This is a genomic window from Bacillus cereus group sp. MG20, assembly GCF_040459885.1.
GTDB classification, from domain to species: domain Bacteria; phylum Bacillota; class Bacilli; order Bacillales; family Bacillaceae_G; genus Bacillus_A; species Bacillus_A cereus.
Genome location: NZ_JARVHF010000001.1, coordinates 2,985,309 through 3,001,209, shown reverse-complemented (window position 1 = coordinate 3,001,209; position 15,901 = coordinate 2,985,309). Strand labels below are relative to the sequence as shown.

Genomic DNA, 15,901 nt, shown 5'->3' with positions numbered 1-15,901 from the left:
CTTTACAATTACCTACATTCTATTACTCTTTTATCATAGCAAATAACTATACATATTATCATCATGCTTTAGACCGATTTTGTGAAAAAACAGCTGGTAAATGCGTGCAAAAATGTAACTTTCATAGACTATAACGTATTTATTGTATATAATTGTAAACTGAACTCTATATATAGAATAGGAGCATACAAAATGAAAAAATGCCTAACACTCTTGTTCAGCATTTTACTACTCATCCCTACCTACACCTCTGCACAAACATCATCAAAACCAAAAGTACTTGTTTTGTATAGTACACAAGACGATAAAGTTTCAAATAATGTCCAAATCCTTAATACTCAATTAGGACATTTTACAAATGATATAACCGTAAAAAACTTAAAAGAAGCAACTTCAATTAATAACGTATCCTCCTATACACATATTGTTTATATCGGTGAAACAAAAGAAGCGTTTTCTAATGAAACGAAACAATTTCTAGAAAACTTCTCCGGCCCTGTATTAGTATTAGGACAAAATGTTGAACAATTATCTAACCGTTTTTCTTTCATTACATTGAAGAGTGACGATATACGAGTTAACAAAATTGAATATCCAGACAAGAAGCTAAAAAATACCTTAGAAGAGGAACGATTAATTCAATCATTTGATACGAATGGAACTGTGATTGCTAACGCTTTAAGCTCAAATAACACTAATCCACTAATCGTTCAGCATGAAACATCTTATTATGTTGCAACACCTAATCTCTTTGACTGGATGTCTCATTACGTCGGTGAAATGTTATTTTCTTATTTCGGCCAAAAACCAACGACGAATAAAGTTGAAGCTTATTTACGTCTTGAGGATGTTCACCCAGCAGCAGATATAAATCAATTGAAAGAAATTGCTGAATTACTAAAAGAGAAGAAGATTCCTTACATGATCACTGTTATTCCTGTATATGCAGATCCAGATACAGGTAAAACACTACATCTAAAAGATAAACCCGAACTAGTCGATCTTTTACGATCTATGCAAGATGATGGTGCAGCAATTATTATGCATGGTTATACTCACCAATTTTATGACAGCGAAACAGGTGAGGGCTTTGAATTTTGGGATGTAAAAACAGATCAACCAATTCGCCAACCGAAGCATGAAAAACCGAAGACAAAAGATGACTTTCCAAATATAGAGGCATATAACCAATATGTAAAAAAAGGGGAAGAGTTTGAGGAAAAATATACGAAAGATCATATCGAAAAAGGAATTCAAGAACTTGTAGCTGCTAAACTATATCCTGTTGCCTTTGAAGCACCTCATTACACGATGTCTCAAAAAGGATATGAAATATTATCAAGATACTTTTCAACTTATGTAGGACAACTACAGTTAAATGATACAACTTGGAAATCCATGCACTCACCATATTATACAAGTACTCCGTCATTTTTACATGGAATGAAACTATCGCCTGAAACAGTCGGATTTATTGAAGAAGATAAGCCACAAACTATTGCTAAAATGAAAGAACGTGCTCTATCTGTTTCTAAATTATCCGATGGGATTATTGGAGCATTCTATCATCCTTACTTAGGTGTGAAACCATTAAAAGAAGTATTAAAGGATCTAGAAAGTATTCCAAATATAGAATGGATTGATTTACAAAAGGAAAAGAATGAAGTAAAAATGAAAGATATTCATATTACGACGAATAAAGACGGCATTCACGTTGAAAAACCAACCAGTGCGAATGACATAATTGATTATATAAAGCAATATGGCTTCTTCCTTATACTAGGGTTCGTTATCATTGTCTTTCTTTTATTATTAAAACGTGCGAAAAAATTAGAATCCTAATACAAAACCACCGAGCGGAACGCTTGGTGGTTTTTTGTCCTATATCAAACCGTGGCATTTTACTAAATAAATTCAACTTTTACTTTTTCCGTTACATGATTAAAACTATAATTCTCCTATCCTTTCAAATAAAATCGACTTGTATTTTCATATATTGTTTCTGCGACCTTATCAATGGATATGTTTTTTATAGAACTAATTTCCTTTAATACCTCTCGAATCATTCTTGGATGCGTTATAACACCCTCTTGAAATTCCCACGGTCCATCTGTTTCTACCATCATATATTCAAGCGGATAATACGAAACGATTTTTCTAATCTTCTCCTTATGTAAAACATCCGGTGTAATCGAAATATAATAACCATTTCTCATCATCCGTTTCATTGTTTCATCGCTTCCTTTAAACCAATGGAAGTGTGCACGTGAAACTTTATATTTCTCTAGCAAATCACATACAATGTCAGCATCTTCATAAACTGCGTGTAATACAATCGGCAAATTATACTTACTAGCTAGTTCTATAAATTTTTTCAATACAGCTATGTATGGATCTGCAGCAATTCTTTCATCTTCTTTTCTCAAATAATAGGGCAAACCTACTTCACCAATCGCAACAATTTCCTCTGCGTTCTGTTCAATAAGTTGATAAATCTGTTCACACTCTTCTTTATGAATCTGTTGCTCTGGATGAAACCCTATCGCTGGATATATAAAGGGATACTTCTTCGCTAAAGATAACGTTTCCTTACAAGATTGATAATTTATAGATACCGCAATAAGCCCCTTTATTTCCTTACTATTTTCCACCTCTTTTAGTAATCTGCTCTTCTCTTCATCCTTATATTGATTAACATGTATATGACTATCAATCCATTTCATCTTTATGCCCCCATAAAAAAAACAAGAAAGGACTTCCTTTCTTGTTTTAGCATCTATATTATTTAACAATTAAGTTTGTTATGATATCAAATAATCCAATACACACTACGGCAACAGTAAAGTAGCTACAGAAATCTTTAATTGGTAACTTCACTACTTCTTCTTTACGCATCCCATTTTTCTCCCTTCTTACTAGATCCCTAATTATTTTTCTATCTGTATCTATTATGCAAAAAATATGACAAATTTACTATCGAATTAACTTACGTAAACCTTACAATGTTGTAAGGTTTAAAAAAGATCCCCATCTTTATTCAGATGAGGATTATTAAAAATTAGTTGGTTTTTCATTCTTCATTACAAACAGAAAGTAATACATTGAGACTTTCTAGTTACACTATATGAAAATTACTATCTTTTAACTATCGAATTACATTACAGAAGGCTTACATGTTTGTAAGTTATGTGTAATGTAATTCGATAGTTCTCCTTACTTATATTTCGTACAATAAAGTTAGGAAGTAAGCCAAATAAGAAGAACACTCACATAACCAAATTACATTGCTAGTAGCTACTCTTCTTATGCCTTTCACCCATGCTACTACAATGTACCCCCTTCCCCTTTATATAATAAAAAAGCCTTAGTCTATATGGACTAAGGCTTTTTTATTAATCTCAAAAATACCCTTACCCAGTATTTTTATTTTCGACAAAAAATAGCTGGGGGTATATTTCACTATCTCATCGTTAAAAGTTTGCTCTTCGCATTTATAGGAATATTTGCAACCTCAATCTCTTCAATCGATTCACCGTAACGTCCTTTTGCAAAAACCTTTAATGCTTCATCTCTCTTTAACATATGCTTAACCGTTTTCTTTATTTTCTGCTCTCTACCACGTTCATCGAATGCAATAAATTCATATTCATACCACTCATCACCAATATGCTGACCAATTGTATTCACAACCGTATAGTATTCTTTCGTCTTATACAGTGGATTATATTTATCGATAACTGGTCCAAGTTTCGTAGGCAGTAACATTACTACTATCACTATCATCGCTATTATGGTAGTGATCATTTTTTTCTTCATAATAAACATTCCTCCTCTGCAGGATATATATACATCCATTTTAAAAAGGGGGAATAAAATCTACTATTGAATCTCATTACATTACACTTACATTTTTGTAAGAATTAAAAAAGGTGAACGAATTTGCTCGTTCACCTTTTAGCTTGCTTTAAAGCCACCGCCAAGTACATCACGTACATCATGTATAACAACGAAAGCATCTTCATCTACCCGGCTAATAACTTGTTTTAACTTAACAAGCTCTTGTTTATTAATAACAACATATAAAACTTCTTTATTTTTACCAGTATATCCGCCGCGCCCTTCTAATACAGTAACACCGCGTGTCATATTTTTCGTAATAGCTTCACGAATTAAATCTGGTTGATTCGAAATAATCGTAACAGCCGTTTTTGTGTCCATTCCTTCTACAATGAAATCAATCACCTTCGCTCCAATGAACACAGCTACAAGTGTATACATTGCCTTTTCTTGCCCTATTATAAATACAGAACCAGCAATTACAACAATATCAATAATTAGTACACCTTTACCTACACTCCAACCTAAATATTGATTTGCTAACTGAGCTAAGATTGCTGATCCTCCCGATGTACCTCCAGCTTTGAACATACAGCCTAATCCAATACCCACAAATAAACCAGCAAATAAAGCTGCTAATAATGTATCACTATTTACATGATACTCAATATGTTCTGTAACGTATAAAAACAAAGATGTTTCTACAATCCCTAAAATTGTATAAATCATTGTTTTCTTATCAAAAAATTTATAACCAATAGCTAGTAAAATTGCATTTATAGCAAAGTTCACAATTCCTGGTGACCAATCAAATAAGTAGTACGTAACAACCGTTAAACCAATAATTCCACCTTCCGATAAACGGTTTGGAATTGCAAAGTAATTAATACCAATTGCGAATAATAATGAACCAATTGTAATTAGTGTTATTTCCTTTATACGTTGATTAACCATAGTTCATACCCTCCCCCCATTTGACATTGTATCACTATCTCCTAGAGGTTTAGAAGTGGTTTTTATTCCGCTTTTTCCCTCTTAAAAATTGAAATATTATGTTTAAACAGAGGGTTGATTAATTATTCATATTTGCTCTAACTGCACGGACAAATCGCCCCACATTCCCTTTCTGAATATACTTAGCGCGAATGGTTTCATGACTACAAGTAAATTCAAAATACGGATGAAAATCTATGCTATCTATATGCAAATATGAATACTCTTTAAATGTTGAAGAATAGTACGGAAATTTCCCGTAAAAAAGGAGACGTCTAGTAGTGGCAACAAAAATTCCATGTTGATAACATAACATGAAATTATCCTTCTCAAAGATCCCTACTACAAAGGCTAACATTTTTTCGTCATCCTCTATATACTTGTTCACACTTAATAAAAGTTCATTCATGCATATCCCTCCAAATACTATTCTTGAAAAGAATCCATGGATTGTTACAAACCGGTTTAACTCCTTTATAAAGTATGAAACGCGTTTCCTGTCAAAGATATTTCAAAAAAATAATCCGTTATGCGATTATACACATAACGGATTACGATTAAACTGTAGAGCGTTCCACAAGTTCGTATGGAATTTCCAGCTTTTCTTGTTCAGAACTCTCGTCATTCACTTTTCTATGCAACATTTCAAAAGCAGTTTTCCCTATCTCCTTTAAATTTTGATCAATAGTTGTCAATTGTAACACTTGCGAGATAGGTTGATTATCAAAGCCAATAATCGCTAAATCCTCAGGAACTTGAATCCCTAATTTTTCAACTTCTGTCATAACCCCAATCGCAACTTCATCACCTGCTACTATTAATGCTTCAGGAAGATCCTGCATCTCTTTTAACTTATGAGCCACTTTTACACCATCTTCTAGTGTAAAACATTCTGTAAAAATCCATTCTTCATTAACCTCTTCGTCTATAGATTGCAATTGCTGTTTATAAACATCAAAACGTTTTTGGCTACTTGGCCCTAATTTCCTTCCCGTGCAATAACCAATTTTTTTATAACCTTTCTCAATCAAATAATCCATTCCTAATTGAAAGGCCGCTGAATGATTCGTATATACACTTGAGATGTTTGAAATATCATTGTCTTCACAAGCAATTATTGCGCCGTAAGAAGCATATGGTTCTATCGTTTCCCAATCATTTGCACGTGAACAAATAATAAGACCATCCAATTGTTTTGTTTTTAACATATGTAAACTTTTCATTTCTTCTTTTTTATTATAATTCGTTTGGCAAAGTAGCACCCTGTAATTATGCGCTAACGCAGTCTCCATCATTCCGCTCACCATCGCATCAAAACACGGATGATTAATATACGGTAAAATCACACCAACAATATTCGTTTTTCCTTTTGATAAATGAACAGCATTTGCGTTTTGCGAGTAATTCAATTTCTCAACTATCTCTATAACCGCTTTCCTTTTTTCTTCACTTACATATGGGTGATCATTCAACACTCTCGAAACAGTCGTAACTGAAACTCCCGCCATCTTTGCAATATCTTTAATATTAGCCATACACTCACCTCTACCTTTAACTTAATGAATCTCATGAACATATGTCAAATCTTCTTATCATTACACCTTCATTCGTTTCTCTTACAAAAGTGTAATTTTTCTGTAAGCTAATTCGATAGTTACTTTCCGCAACATTTCATACAATTGAGTCAGAAACAGGGTAACAACTATTCGAAAAGGAGCGGATTAATATGATGAACAAAATGAAAACGAACAATTTCTTAAATACAATGGGCATGGTATTTTCCGCTCTTATCGACGCAAAAGCTGTTGCTTCTACATTAAACAAGTAAGGAGAATATATTATGAATAACATCACTTTTAACAAATTAGATTTTTTAGGACTAGCTAGTGGCTCGCTTCTTCTTACTGCTTTTATTTACGCCGCTACGCTTGTATAACTTTGTGTCCCCTTTCCCCTTTATTATAAATAGTAATAGAAAAGACGACCGTCTATGCCCGGTCGTCTTTTCTTATTTTTGATTTGATTGCAAAGCTTCTTTTAACTCCTCAAACTTCTCATTTAATTGATCTGTCATCATTTTCATAGCGGTTTTTCGATCTATTTGTTCTCCAGCCTCAATTTGAATTGGATCTCCAAAAATCAATTGTGCCTTTTTCCCCTTTATTAATTCTTTTACACTTGATGGACCAACATAAGCTGCTGGTACTAACGGAACATTAGAACGCATCGCAATTGTCACAGCACCCGCTTTTAATGAAACATCTTCCGCTGATCTTGTTCCACTCGGAAAAATCCCTACTACCTTTCCTTCTTTTAATAAACGTGATGGAATTTTAAGTGTACTTGGTCCTGGATTCGCACGATCTACAGGGAATGCATTTACATTTTTAAAGAACCAATTTTTGAATTTCCCTTCAAATAATTCTTTTTTGGCCATGTAATGAATTTGAGTTGGATACATTCCTGTAGCTAACATTAATACATCCATAAAACTTGTATGTGTACATGCAACAACATACGGTCCACCTTCTGGTAGCTTTTCTCTTCCTTGTACTTCTACTTTCCCAGCTGTTTTAAATATATATTTCAACAAAAATGTAATTGGTTTGTACATTTATTTCGTTCCTTTCTAAACATCCGAAGTATAATCATATTCTTACAATAATTATAACACTAAGTTTTAGGAGTTGGTAATAAAATTAAGGATGAATTGTTAAATTTCAATTCTTACAAAAGTGTAATTTTCTTGTAAGCTAATTCGATAGTTACTTCTTACTATATTTCATACAATTAAGTCAGAAACAGGGCAACAATTATTCGAAAAGGAGTGGATCAATATGATGAACAAAATGAAAACGAACAATTTCTTAAATACAATGGGCATGGTATTATCGGCTCTTTTCGATGCAAAAGCTGTTGCTTCTGCATTAAACAAGTAAGGAGAATGTATTATGAATAACATTACTTTTAACAAATTAGATTTTTTAGGATTAGCTAGCGGCTCTCTTCTTCTTACTGCTTTCATTTACGCTGCTACGCTTGTATAACTTTGTGTCCCCTTTCCCCTTTATATAGAAAAAGACGACCGTCTATGCCCGGTCGTCTTTTTAATTTTTTCTTTCTTTCAATTCTTTTAAAAGCTGTATCAGCTCAGCTTGTTGTTTTATCTTTTTACGACCATTTCGATTAATTGCTGCAAGCTCACAGGCAACTCCGACGGCGAAGAAAAACAATAAACTTTCTAACATGTGAAATCCTCCATTTGCCTATTAAACAGCTTGACGTAATTGTTCTTCTTGTAAAACTCTCTTATTTATATTTTCTTCTTTTCTCTGGCAAACGTTATTGCGAATAAGCGCTGCAATAACAAGTACAGTCCCTATAATATCAAACATTGTGATCTGATACCCTTGCATCATCATAATAACTAAAGTCGTAATTGGTACAAAATTAATAAATAAAATCCCATTAATGGATGATAAAATTTTCACACCATAGTTCCAAGCAAGTAGCGCTACAATACCTGGCAATGTCATCATAAATAACAAATCATACTTCACAATAGAAATCGTTCCCATACTAGGAACTGAAACATATCCAAGCGACGTAATAATTACCGTTATAATTCCTGTAACAGTCGTACCGAATACACACGTCAACGTAGAATAACGTAATGTTGACCAATCACTACACGTTTGACCACCCATCGTATAAATAACCCAGCCTACAACACCAATAAATATAAATGCTAATGAGAACATATTATCTTTCAATGTTACAAAGAAACTCATGTCACCTTTTGTAATAACAAACACAGCTCCTACAAAAGCAATAACCATACTCGTTATCATATACTTCTTCGGTTTTATATGCTTATATCCCCATAAAATACAAATAGAAATCATCGGCATAAGTGATTCCATAATGGAAGCTACCATTACACCCGACTTACCCATTAACATTTGCCCTAAAAATATGAGGACATTATATACTGTAAATGCCATCGTTCCAAAAAAGACGAGTAACTTTCCTCTTCCCTCTAAACGAAATGCCTGTTTTCCTTCTTTCATTAACAACAATACAATCAGCATTATCGCCACTGCTCCATAACGAATAAGCGAAAAATAAAATGGATCTATGTATTCTAGCGCATGATCAGCAACTGGAAACATCGCTCCCCATGACATACTCGCAATTAAACACGCTAAAGCCCCTATTATCATTTGACCTCTTCTCACCGCAATCCCCCGTTTCTTTCTATTTGCACAAAGAGAATTGTAAAAGAAAAAATATATCACGTAAAATGATTCAAAATGATGTTAACTATCATTTATAATGATAGTTAACATCAAGGGGGATTACAAAATGGAATTAAGAGACTTACAAATCTTTAAAAGCGTTGCCGACCAGGGTAGTGTAAGTAGCGCAGCAAAGGAATTAAATTATGTACAATCAAATGTAACTGCACGTATTAAACAACTAGAAAACGAATTAAAAACCCCACTCTTTTACCGCCATAAACGAGGAATGACTTTAACAGCTGAAGGAAGAAAAATGCTCGTTTATGTTAGTAAAATTTTGCAAGATGTCGACGAACTAAAACAAGTATTTTTAGATAGTGAAACACCCTCCGGTATATTAAAAATCGGTACAGTCGAAACAGTAAGTACACTGCCTACCATTTTATCTTCTTACTATAAAAGCTATCCGAATGTCGATTTATCATTACAAGCGGGTCTAACAGAAGAATTAATTAGAGAAGTACTTGATCATCAATTAGATGGTGCCTTTATATCAGGTCCTATTAAACATCCACTAATCGAACAATACGATGTTAGTACAGAAAAATTAATGCTTGTAACACAAAATAAAGCTTTTCATATAGAAGAATTTACAACAACGCCTCTACTCGTTTTTAACCAAGGATGCGGATACCGTTCCAAACTAGAACGATGGCTGAAAGACGAAGGTTTGCTACCAAAAAGAATTATGGAATTCAATATATTAGAGACAATATTAAACAGCGTTGCACTCGGCCTCGGAATTACACTCGTACCACAGTCTGCTGTCCATCATCTTTCTAAAGCAGGTAAGGTACATTGTCATGCAATCCCTCAAAAATACGGCAGTATTTCAACGGTTTTCATACGCCGTAAAGATAGCTATATGACGAATTCAATGCGTAGTTTTTTAAAAACAATTGAAGAACATCATCATATCAATATGCTGTGAAAGACATTCTTACATGAATGTCTTTTTTTCTTACAAAAGTGTAAGTCTTTCGTAAGCTAATTCGATAGTTGCAAGTGGACATATTTCCTATAATTAAGACATAAGCAGGGCAACAACAATTCGAAAAGGAGCGGATACGCATGATGAACAATATGAAATCAAATAAATTTTTAAATACAATGGGCATGGTGCTATCCGCACTTGTCGATGCAAAAGCTGTTGCAACTACATTAAACAAATAAGGAGAGATTATAATGAACAACATTACTTTCAACAAATCAGACTTTATCGGACTTGCAAGTGGAGCTACTCTTCTTACGGCTTTCATTTATACACTTGCTCAAGGTCTTGTTTAACACTTTGTTTCACCAAACCCCTTTATATATAGAAAAAGCTGCTCGTCTTATAGACAAGCAGCTTTTTAGTTTGTTTCATATATAATTTGACCCGTTTTCGTAATATCATATCCGCCAATCGCATTTAATTCATTATGAAATTCTTCCGATTGCAAAATGTCTTTCACAACTTCAATCAACTCTTCATTTTCTTTATTCTTCAAAATTACTAAATCATACTGTTCTTTCATGATTGGAATAAAGTCCACATTTACAATTTGCGAAAACTTTTCTGAACCTACTCCTACATCAGCTTTTCCATTTGCAACTCGCGTGGCAACACCAAGATGATTCGATTCTTCCCATTCATATCCACTAATATCAGCTTTATTTAATTTTTGGATTCGTAATTGTTCATCCACTAACACTCTAATACCAGAACCCTTTTCTCGATTCACAAACTTTATAGTGGACCCGGATATGTCAGCCCATGTCTTTATTTTCTTCGGATTTCCTTTTTGAACATAAAACCCTACATTTCTGGACAATAAATTAATCATAATACATGGCTGTCCTACTAAAATACGTTTTACGTAAGGAATATTATATGTACCCGTTTCACCATCAAACAAATGCAAACTAACGATACTTCCTTCTCCTTGATACATTTTCACTAAACTTGTTAAGCTACCTTGATACGCTCTTAAAACATTAGAACTTGGCAAACGATTTTCTATACGTTTAGCTAACATATCTAACGTTAGTTCTTGACCACTAATAATACACGTGTTCAAGATACTACTACCATCGTTTTTTACAGGATTAACTTGTACTTTTCCTGTTTTCATTTGCTTTATATATTGATCTAAATCTGCTGCATCAATGCGCATCTGTCTACCAACTCTATAAGAAGGAAGTTCTCCTTTTTTAATTAAGTCGTATACAGTTAATTTTGATACTTTTAATCGCTTTGCTACTTCTTCCGTTGTGTAGGAATGATGATCCATAGACGATTCCTCACTTTCTTCTTTCATTGTAACAAAGAAAAGAATATTTCTCCTATTTTTTAAAAATAGATATATGTTCAAATTATAACTAGTTATATTTAGTTATATTTAGTTATAATTAGATGTGTCAAAACGAAAGGGGATTTTTTTATGAATAAATTTACATTACGTTCGATTGGGGCACTTATACTTTCTTTCCTTCTTATATTTAGCGCTGCTTGTACAAGTGGAGAAAAGCATACAAAGTCAGCTGCTAAAGAGGATAAAACAGTTGAACTGACTATCTCAGCTGCTGCCAGCTTACAAGATGCATTAAAAGAAATCGAAAAACAATATAAAGAAAAAGAGCCAAATATTAAACTTTCTTTTAACTTCGGTGCTTCTGGAGCACTTCAACAACAAATTGAACAAGGTGCACCTGCTGATTTATTCTTCTCTGCTGCAGAAGATAAATTCCAAATCCTTGTAAAAAAAGGATTCATTAATGAAAAAGAAGGGAAAAATCTTCTTGGAAATGAACTAGTTCTAGTCATCCCTAAAGATAGTTCTCTTACAAAATTTCAAGATTTAAAAGATGAGAAAATCAAAAAAATCGCACTTGGTACACCTGAATCTGTACCTGCTGGCAAATATGCAAAGGCCTCTCTAACACACGAAAACCTTTGGAATGATGTTCAAAATAAAGTCGTATTTACAAAAGATGTTCGCCAAGTGTTAACATATGTAGAAACAGGAAATGTCAATGCTGGTATCGTATACAAAACAGATGCTCTCATTTCAGATAAAGTAAAAATTGGTGAAACAGCAGCAGCTACTTCTCATGAGCCAATCCACTATCCTTTAGGTGTTATAAAGGAATCTAAACATAAGAAAGAGGCGACTTCATTTTATGAGTATTTGCAGTCAAAAGATGCACAATCTATCTTTAAGAAATATGGATTTACAGTCCTGTCGTAATTACTATGAGCATTGATGCTATTATATCGCCTGTCTTTCTATCTTTAAGAGTAGCTGCGTGTGCCACTATTCTCGTTACAATTTTAGGGACGATTGTCGGGCGAGCACTAGCTCGCTCCTCATGGCGATATAAAGTACTATTAGAAACCATATTTTTATTACCAATGGTACTTCCACCAACTGTTATCGGCTTCTTTCTCATTATCATCTTTGGAAACAACAGCCCGATCGGAAGGTGGGTTGAATCATTATTTCAGCAGTCTATTATGTTCACATCTACCGCTGCGATCATCGCTTCTACAGTTGTTGCATTTCCGCTTATGTACCAATCAGCGAAAACGGGATTTTCTATCGCAAATGTACAAATTGAAGAAAGTGCTCGTGACCTTGGCGCAAGTGAATATCAAGTTTTTCTGCACGTTACACTTCCGCTCGCATTTCCTGCATTACTAAGCGGGATGATTTTGAGCTTTGTCCGCGCGCTCGGTGAGTTTGGTGCTACACTCATGTTTGCCGGGAATATCCCTGGTAAAACACAGACAATCCCGACTGCAATTTACATGGCCATTGACGCAAGTAATATGCAACTCGCCTGGACACTTGTGGTTATCACTATTAGTATGTCACTCCTATTTCTGCTATGTATTCAGCTTATTAACAAAAGAATTACTAACCCTTAAAGCAGCTTTTTTGGAAGCTGCTTCTTTATTTCTTAGGAAATAAAATATACCACCGGTAAATAACTGAATTTTACCTCTTATTTAAATATACATTTTATTTGAATTCACTTTCTAAAATAGGCAATTTCCTGTTATTATATGGAGGTGTTTCAAAAAATGAAGAAATGAAAACGCATTTATATCGTGAATTCTTCATCCTGTTTTAGCGATCGGTAATCTTCTACTCTATTAGTGGGGCATTACCGATCGTTAGAACGATATGTAACTATATTGGTATAGCAAACCGAAGGGAGTCTTGTAATGGACATTTTATTAGCGCTTCTTCCTGCAATTGCATGGGGAAACATCTTATTAGTAAGCGTAAAAATGGGCGGTGGTGCATATAGCCAAACGGTAGGTATGACAATCGGTGCTCTATTCTTCGCAACAATTATGTATGTATTTACTCAACCAGCTTTAACAATGACAATCTTAATTGTTGGGTTTATTTCAGGTTTATTCTGGGCTTTAGGACAAGTAAACCAATTAAAAACAGTTGAAAAACTAGGTGTTTCAACTACCGTAACAATTTCTACTGGTATGCAACTTGTTGCAACTTCTATCTTTGGGGTTATCGCTTTCCGTGAGTGGACTACTACTACAACGATTATTCTGGGAACGATTGCAATCCTATTAATCGTAGTTGGTGTTGTATTCACATCACTAGATGATAAAGAAAATGCTCAGCCACCAGGACAATTGAAAAAAGGACTTCTTACTTTAATTGTTTCTACTTTCGGCTATCTTGTATATGTAATTATTATTCGTTGGTATAATATCGATGGTTGGTCTGCTATTTTACCACAAGCAGTTGGTATGTTTGTTGGTGCGGTTGTACTGACATCTAAACATAAACCATTTAACAAATATGCAATCCGTAATGCTTTATCTGGTTTACTATGGGGAACTGGAAACTTATTCTTACTTCTTTCATTACCACGTGTTGGAGTAGCAACAAGCTTCCCATTATCTCAAACTGGAATCGTTATCTCAACATTCGGTGCGATTGTATTCTTAGGTGAAAAGAAAACAAAACGTCAATTGATCTTTATTGCACTAGGTAGTGTTTTAATTATCGGCGGCGCTGTATTACTTGGTATGACAAAAGCATAATCTTATATTCTATTAGTAAACCCCTGAAGCATATGTACTTCAGGGGTTTTTAATTCTAATTATTTTCTAGATATAATTATTTGTATGTTCTTGCCCCTTATAATTGCCCTTCCACTCTAGCAAACCAGCTACACATATAAAGAGATTAATAATAGCTAATATTAGCATGACGTATAAACCAGTAGAAATATAAATTACAATGCTAACTACGTTATATAAAATCCATAAATGCCAGTTTTCTAATATTTTTCGACTTAACATAAATTGAGCCACTAGTCCCAATACGGCATTTAAAGCGTCTAAATATGGACTTGTTGACTCTAAATAACGGACTTGATAATAACCCCAACCAATCCAAGCAACTAAAATAAAACTTATATAAAAAGTCCACCCTTTCAAATCTAAACGAACTGTTGCTTTTACCTCTCCCTCCCCACTTCGTGCAATCCAATAATACCAACCATATACATTAAATATAAATTGAAAAGCGGCTAATACTGCCATTGCATATAAACCTTGTGTAATAAAAATGTATAGAAATACCGCAACAGTAATCATGCCAAATAAAAAGTTGGATACTTTTTCTCTCGCTAATAACCAAACATTAATGATCCCCATAATTGATACGAAAATTTCAATATAACTCGATTGAATATACAATCCAACTAATACACAAATAATACTAGAAACAAGTAAAAAAAGTGGACTTCTAACCATATTTATCTCTCCCTAGATGTGTAATAAATTCCCTATTACCAGTATAAGGAATAGCCCTTTCCTTTACCATGAATTTCCGCCTTCTCATTATCCATTCCATCTACGGTAAGTCTTTTCTTTTTACAAAATTCTCTTAAAGATGATATCGTTTTTATAACATATCTCTACTAGAAAGGAATAAAGGATATGCCTAACAAACATCGAATTTTATTTATTGGTGCTGGTCGTATGGCAGAAGCTATATTTTCCGGATTACTTAAAACAAGCAAAGAATATATCGAAGAAATTATCATCTCTAACCGAAGCAACGTAGAAAAGTTAGAACAATTACAAAGGCGATATAATGTGTCTATTACAACGGATTGGAAGCAGCATATTACATCTGTCGATACGGTTGTTTTAGCAATGCCACCTTCTGCTCATGAAGAATTATTAGCTGAGCTATCTCCGTTAATATCAAATCAACTTGTCGTAACAGTAGCAGCTGGCATTGGACCATCTTATTTAGAAGCCAGACTCCCAAAAGGCACACCTGTTGCTTGGATTATGCCTAATACAGCTGCTGAAATTGGAAAGTCTATCTCCTTATATACAATAGGACAATCAGTAACCGAGATGCATCAAGAAACCCTGCAACTGCTTTTAAGAGGTATTGGTACTTCGCAACTTTGTACTGAGGAAGAAGTTCATCAGCTTACTGCAGTTACTGGAAGTGCACCAGCCTTCCTTTATTACTTTGCTGAAAGCTTAATTGAAGCAACAAAAAGTTATGGAGTCGATGAAGAAACCGCAAAACATCTTGTCATTCAAATGATTTCTGGCTCTGCTTCTATGCTCGAGCAAACGCAAAATCCAGCTAACCTCCGCGAACAAGTAACAACGCCAGGTGGTTCCACAGCTGAGGGTCTCAAAACTTTATATGAATATAATTTTTCAGAGGCAATTCAAAAAGCAGTAGAAGCAACAAACAAAAAAGCTAGGGGGAAATAAT

The 15,901-nt window shown here is 34.0% G+C and carries 19 protein-coding genes; 9 read left to right on the top strand and 10 right to left on the bottom strand.

What is annotated here, in order from left to right; genetic code table 11:
* Window positions 1-192: 192 nt before the first annotated feature.
* Window positions 193-1,842, top strand: a complete 1,650-nt coding sequence (locus tag QCI81_RS15490; RefSeq protein WP_071731302.1) for a DUF2334 domain-containing protein — start codon at window positions 193-195, stop codon at window positions 1,840-1,842.
* Between the two features lie 116 nt (window positions 1,843-1,958).
* Here QCI81_RS15490 and QCI81_RS15485 read toward each other — a convergent pair whose 3' ends face one another.
* The 5 genes from QCI81_RS15485 to QCI81_RS15465 all read right to left on the bottom strand — a co-directional run bounded on the left by QCI81_RS15485 (window position 1,959) and on the right by QCI81_RS15465 (window position 6,365).
* Window positions 1,959-2,723, bottom strand: coding sequence for a TatD family hydrolase (locus QCI81_RS15485; protein WP_071731301.1), 765 nt, complete (start codon window positions 2,721-2,723; stop codon window positions 1,959-1,961).
* A 736-nt stretch (window positions 2,724-3,459) separates the two neighbouring features.
* Complete coding sequence (locus tag QCI81_RS15480; protein WP_016083971.1) at window positions 3,460-3,816, bottom strand: YxeA family protein; 357 nt, start codon at window positions 3,814-3,816, stop codon at window positions 3,460-3,462.
* A 138-nt stretch (window positions 3,817-3,954) separates the two neighbouring features.
* The gene (locus QCI81_RS15475; RefSeq protein WP_071731300.1) at window positions 3,955-4,791 is read right to left on the bottom strand and encodes a YitT family protein; all 837 of its coding nucleotides are present in this window, start codon (window positions 4,789-4,791) and stop codon (window positions 3,955-3,957) included.
* A 118-nt stretch (window positions 4,792-4,909) separates the two neighbouring features.
* Window positions 4,910-5,239 carry a PH domain-containing protein gene (locus QCI81_RS15470; RefSeq protein ID WP_071731299.1) on the bottom strand — a complete coding sequence of 110 codons (330 nt, stop codon included), beginning with the start codon at window positions 5,237-5,239 and terminating at the stop codon, window positions 4,910-4,912.
* A gap of 148 nt (window positions 5,240-5,387) precedes the next feature.
* Window positions 5,388-6,365, bottom strand: coding sequence for a LacI family DNA-binding transcriptional regulator (locus QCI81_RS15465; protein ID WP_001273903.1), 978 nt, complete (start codon window positions 6,363-6,365; stop codon window positions 5,388-5,390).
* 305 nt (window positions 6,366-6,670) lie between these two features.
* On the opposite strand from QCI81_RS15465, the gene QCI81_RS15460 reads away from it, so the two are divergent.
* A complete protein-coding gene (locus tag QCI81_RS15460) occupies window positions 6,671-6,766 on the top strand; it encodes a DUF3948 family protein (protein WP_001060007.1) in 96 nt (31 codons plus the stop codon).
* Between the two features lie 72 nt (window positions 6,767-6,838).
* Here the strand turns inward: QCI81_RS15460 and QCI81_RS15455 are convergent, their stop codons facing one another.
* Window positions 6,839-7,444, bottom strand: a complete 606-nt coding sequence (locus QCI81_RS15455) for a lysophospholipid acyltransferase family protein (protein WP_000277778.1) — start codon at window positions 7,442-7,444, stop codon at window positions 6,839-6,841.
* Between the two features lie 337 nt (window positions 7,445-7,781).
* On the opposite strand from QCI81_RS15455, the gene QCI81_RS15450 reads away from it, so the two are divergent.
* Complete coding sequence (locus QCI81_RS15450) at window positions 7,782-7,877, top strand: DUF3948 family protein (protein ID WP_001060007.1); 96 nt, start codon at window positions 7,782-7,784, stop codon at window positions 7,875-7,877.
* A 60-nt stretch (window positions 7,878-7,937) separates the two neighbouring features.
* Here the strand turns inward: QCI81_RS15450 and QCI81_RS15445 are convergent, their stop codons facing one another.
* On the bottom strand, window positions 7,938-8,078 hold the full coding sequence (locus QCI81_RS15445; RefSeq protein ID WP_000894065.1) for a YrzO family protein: 141 nt from the start codon (window positions 8,076-8,078) through the stop codon (window positions 7,938-7,940).
* Window positions 8,079-8,099: 21 nt separating this feature from the next.
* A complete protein-coding gene (locus QCI81_RS15440) occupies window positions 8,100-9,068 on the bottom strand; it encodes a DMT family transporter (RefSeq protein ID WP_002004285.1) in 969 nt (322 codons plus the stop codon).
* A 127-nt stretch (window positions 9,069-9,195) separates the two neighbouring features.
* On the opposite strand from QCI81_RS15440, the gene QCI81_RS15435 reads away from it, so the two are divergent.
* The gene (locus QCI81_RS15435) at window positions 9,196-10,062 is read left to right on the top strand and encodes a LysR family transcriptional regulator (protein ID WP_071731298.1); all 867 of its coding nucleotides are present in this window, start codon (window positions 9,196-9,198) and stop codon (window positions 10,060-10,062) included.
* 254 nt (window positions 10,063-10,316) lie between these two features.
* Window positions 10,317-10,418 (top strand): DUF3948 family protein, encoded by a 102-nt coding sequence (locus tag QCI81_RS15430; protein WP_001060018.1) that lies wholly within the window; start codon window positions 10,317-10,319, stop codon window positions 10,416-10,418.
* A 65-nt stretch (window positions 10,419-10,483) separates the two neighbouring features.
* Here QCI81_RS15430 and QCI81_RS15425 read toward each other — a convergent pair whose 3' ends face one another.
* Window positions 10,484-11,404 (bottom strand): substrate-binding domain-containing protein, encoded by a 921-nt coding sequence (locus QCI81_RS15425; protein WP_071731307.1) that lies wholly within the window; start codon window positions 11,402-11,404, stop codon window positions 10,484-10,486.
* A 150-nt stretch (window positions 11,405-11,554) separates the two neighbouring features.
* Between QCI81_RS15425 and modA the strand changes: the two genes are divergently transcribed.
* The 3 genes from modA (at window position 11,555) to QCI81_RS15410 (ending at window position 14,193) form a co-directional block, all read left to right on the top strand.
* A complete protein-coding gene (gene modA, locus QCI81_RS15420) occupies window positions 11,555-12,361 on the top strand; it encodes a molybdate ABC transporter substrate-binding protein (RefSeq protein WP_071713803.1) in 807 nt (268 codons plus the stop codon).
* 5 nt (window positions 12,362-12,366) lie between these two features.
* Entirely contained in the window at window positions 12,367-13,041 is a 675-nt protein-coding gene (gene modB, locus QCI81_RS15415; protein ID WP_002152004.1) for a molybdate ABC transporter permease subunit, read from the top strand.
* 300 nt (window positions 13,042-13,341) lie between these two features.
* Window positions 13,342-14,193, top strand: coding sequence for a GRP family sugar transporter (locus QCI81_RS15410; RefSeq protein WP_000353544.1), 852 nt, complete (start codon window positions 13,342-13,344; stop codon window positions 14,191-14,193).
* Window positions 14,194-14,259: 66 nt separating this feature from the next.
* Here the strand turns inward: QCI81_RS15410 and pnuC are convergent, their stop codons facing one another.
* Window positions 14,260-14,910, bottom strand: a complete 651-nt coding sequence (gene pnuC, locus QCI81_RS15405; protein ID WP_071731297.1) for a nicotinamide riboside transporter PnuC — start codon at window positions 14,908-14,910, stop codon at window positions 14,260-14,262.
* Window positions 14,911-15,096: 186 nt separating this feature from the next.
* On the opposite strand from pnuC, the gene proC reads away from it, so the two are divergent.
* Window positions 15,097-15,900: a pyrroline-5-carboxylate reductase gene (gene proC, locus QCI81_RS15400; RefSeq protein WP_063546217.1), complete on the top strand. Its 804-nt coding sequence runs from the start codon at window positions 15,097-15,099 to the stop codon at window positions 15,898-15,900.
* Window position 15,901 lies beyond the last annotated feature (1 nt).

Coding starts and splice junctions, on each gene's coding strand:
- QCI81_RS15490 (WP_071731302.1), top strand. CDS start 193: ATGAAAAAATGCCTAACACTCTTGTTCAGCATTTTACTACTCATCCCT.
- QCI81_RS15485 (WP_071731301.1), bottom strand. CDS start 2,723: ATGAAATGGATTGATAGTCATATACATGTTAATCAATATAAGGATGAA.
- QCI81_RS15480 (WP_016083971.1), bottom strand. CDS start 3,816: ATGAAGAAAAAAATGATCACTACCATAATAGCGATGATAGTGATAGTA.
- QCI81_RS15475 (WP_071731300.1), bottom strand. CDS start 4,791: ATGGTTAATCAACGTATAAAGGAAATAACACTAATTACAATTGGTTCA.
- QCI81_RS15470 (WP_071731299.1), bottom strand. CDS start 5,239: ATGAATGAACTTTTATTAAGTGTGAACAAGTATATAGAGGATGACGAA.
- QCI81_RS15465 (WP_001273903.1), bottom strand. CDS start 6,365: ATGGCTAATATTAAAGATATTGCAAAGATGGCGGGAGTTTCAGTTACG.
- QCI81_RS15460 (WP_001060007.1), top strand. CDS start 6,671: ATGAATAACATCACTTTTAACAAATTAGATTTTTTAGGACTAGCTAGT.
- QCI81_RS15455 (WP_000277778.1), bottom strand. CDS start 7,444: ATGTACAAACCAATTACATTTTTGTTGAAATATATATTTAAAACAGCT.
- QCI81_RS15450 (WP_001060007.1), top strand. CDS start 7,782: ATGAATAACATTACTTTTAACAAATTAGATTTTTTAGGATTAGCTAGC.
- QCI81_RS15445 (WP_000894065.1), bottom strand. CDS start 8,078: ATGTTAGAAAGTTTATTGTTTTTCTTCGCCGTCGGAGTTGCCTGTGAG.
- QCI81_RS15435 (WP_071731298.1), top strand. CDS start 9,196: ATGGAATTAAGAGACTTACAAATCTTTAAAAGCGTTGCCGACCAGGGT.
- QCI81_RS15430 (WP_001060018.1), top strand. CDS start 10,317: ATGAACAACATTACTTTCAACAAATCAGACTTTATCGGACTTGCAAGT.
- QCI81_RS15425 (WP_071731307.1), bottom strand. CDS start 11,404: ATGGATCATCATTCCTACACAACGGAAGAAGTAGCAAAGCGATTAAAA.
- modA (WP_071713803.1), top strand. CDS start 11,555: ATGAATAAATTTACATTACGTTCGATTGGGGCACTTATACTTTCTTTC.
- modB (WP_002152004.1), top strand. CDS start 12,367: ATGAGCATTGATGCTATTATATCGCCTGTCTTTCTATCTTTAAGAGTA.
- QCI81_RS15410 (WP_000353544.1), top strand. CDS start 13,342: ATGGACATTTTATTAGCGCTTCTTCCTGCAATTGCATGGGGAAACATC.
- pnuC (WP_071731297.1), bottom strand. CDS start 14,910: ATGGTTAGAAGTCCACTTTTTTTACTTGTTTCTAGTATTATTTGTGTA.
- proC (WP_063546217.1), top strand. CDS start 15,097: ATGCCTAACAAACATCGAATTTTATTTATTGGTGCTGGTCGTATGGCA.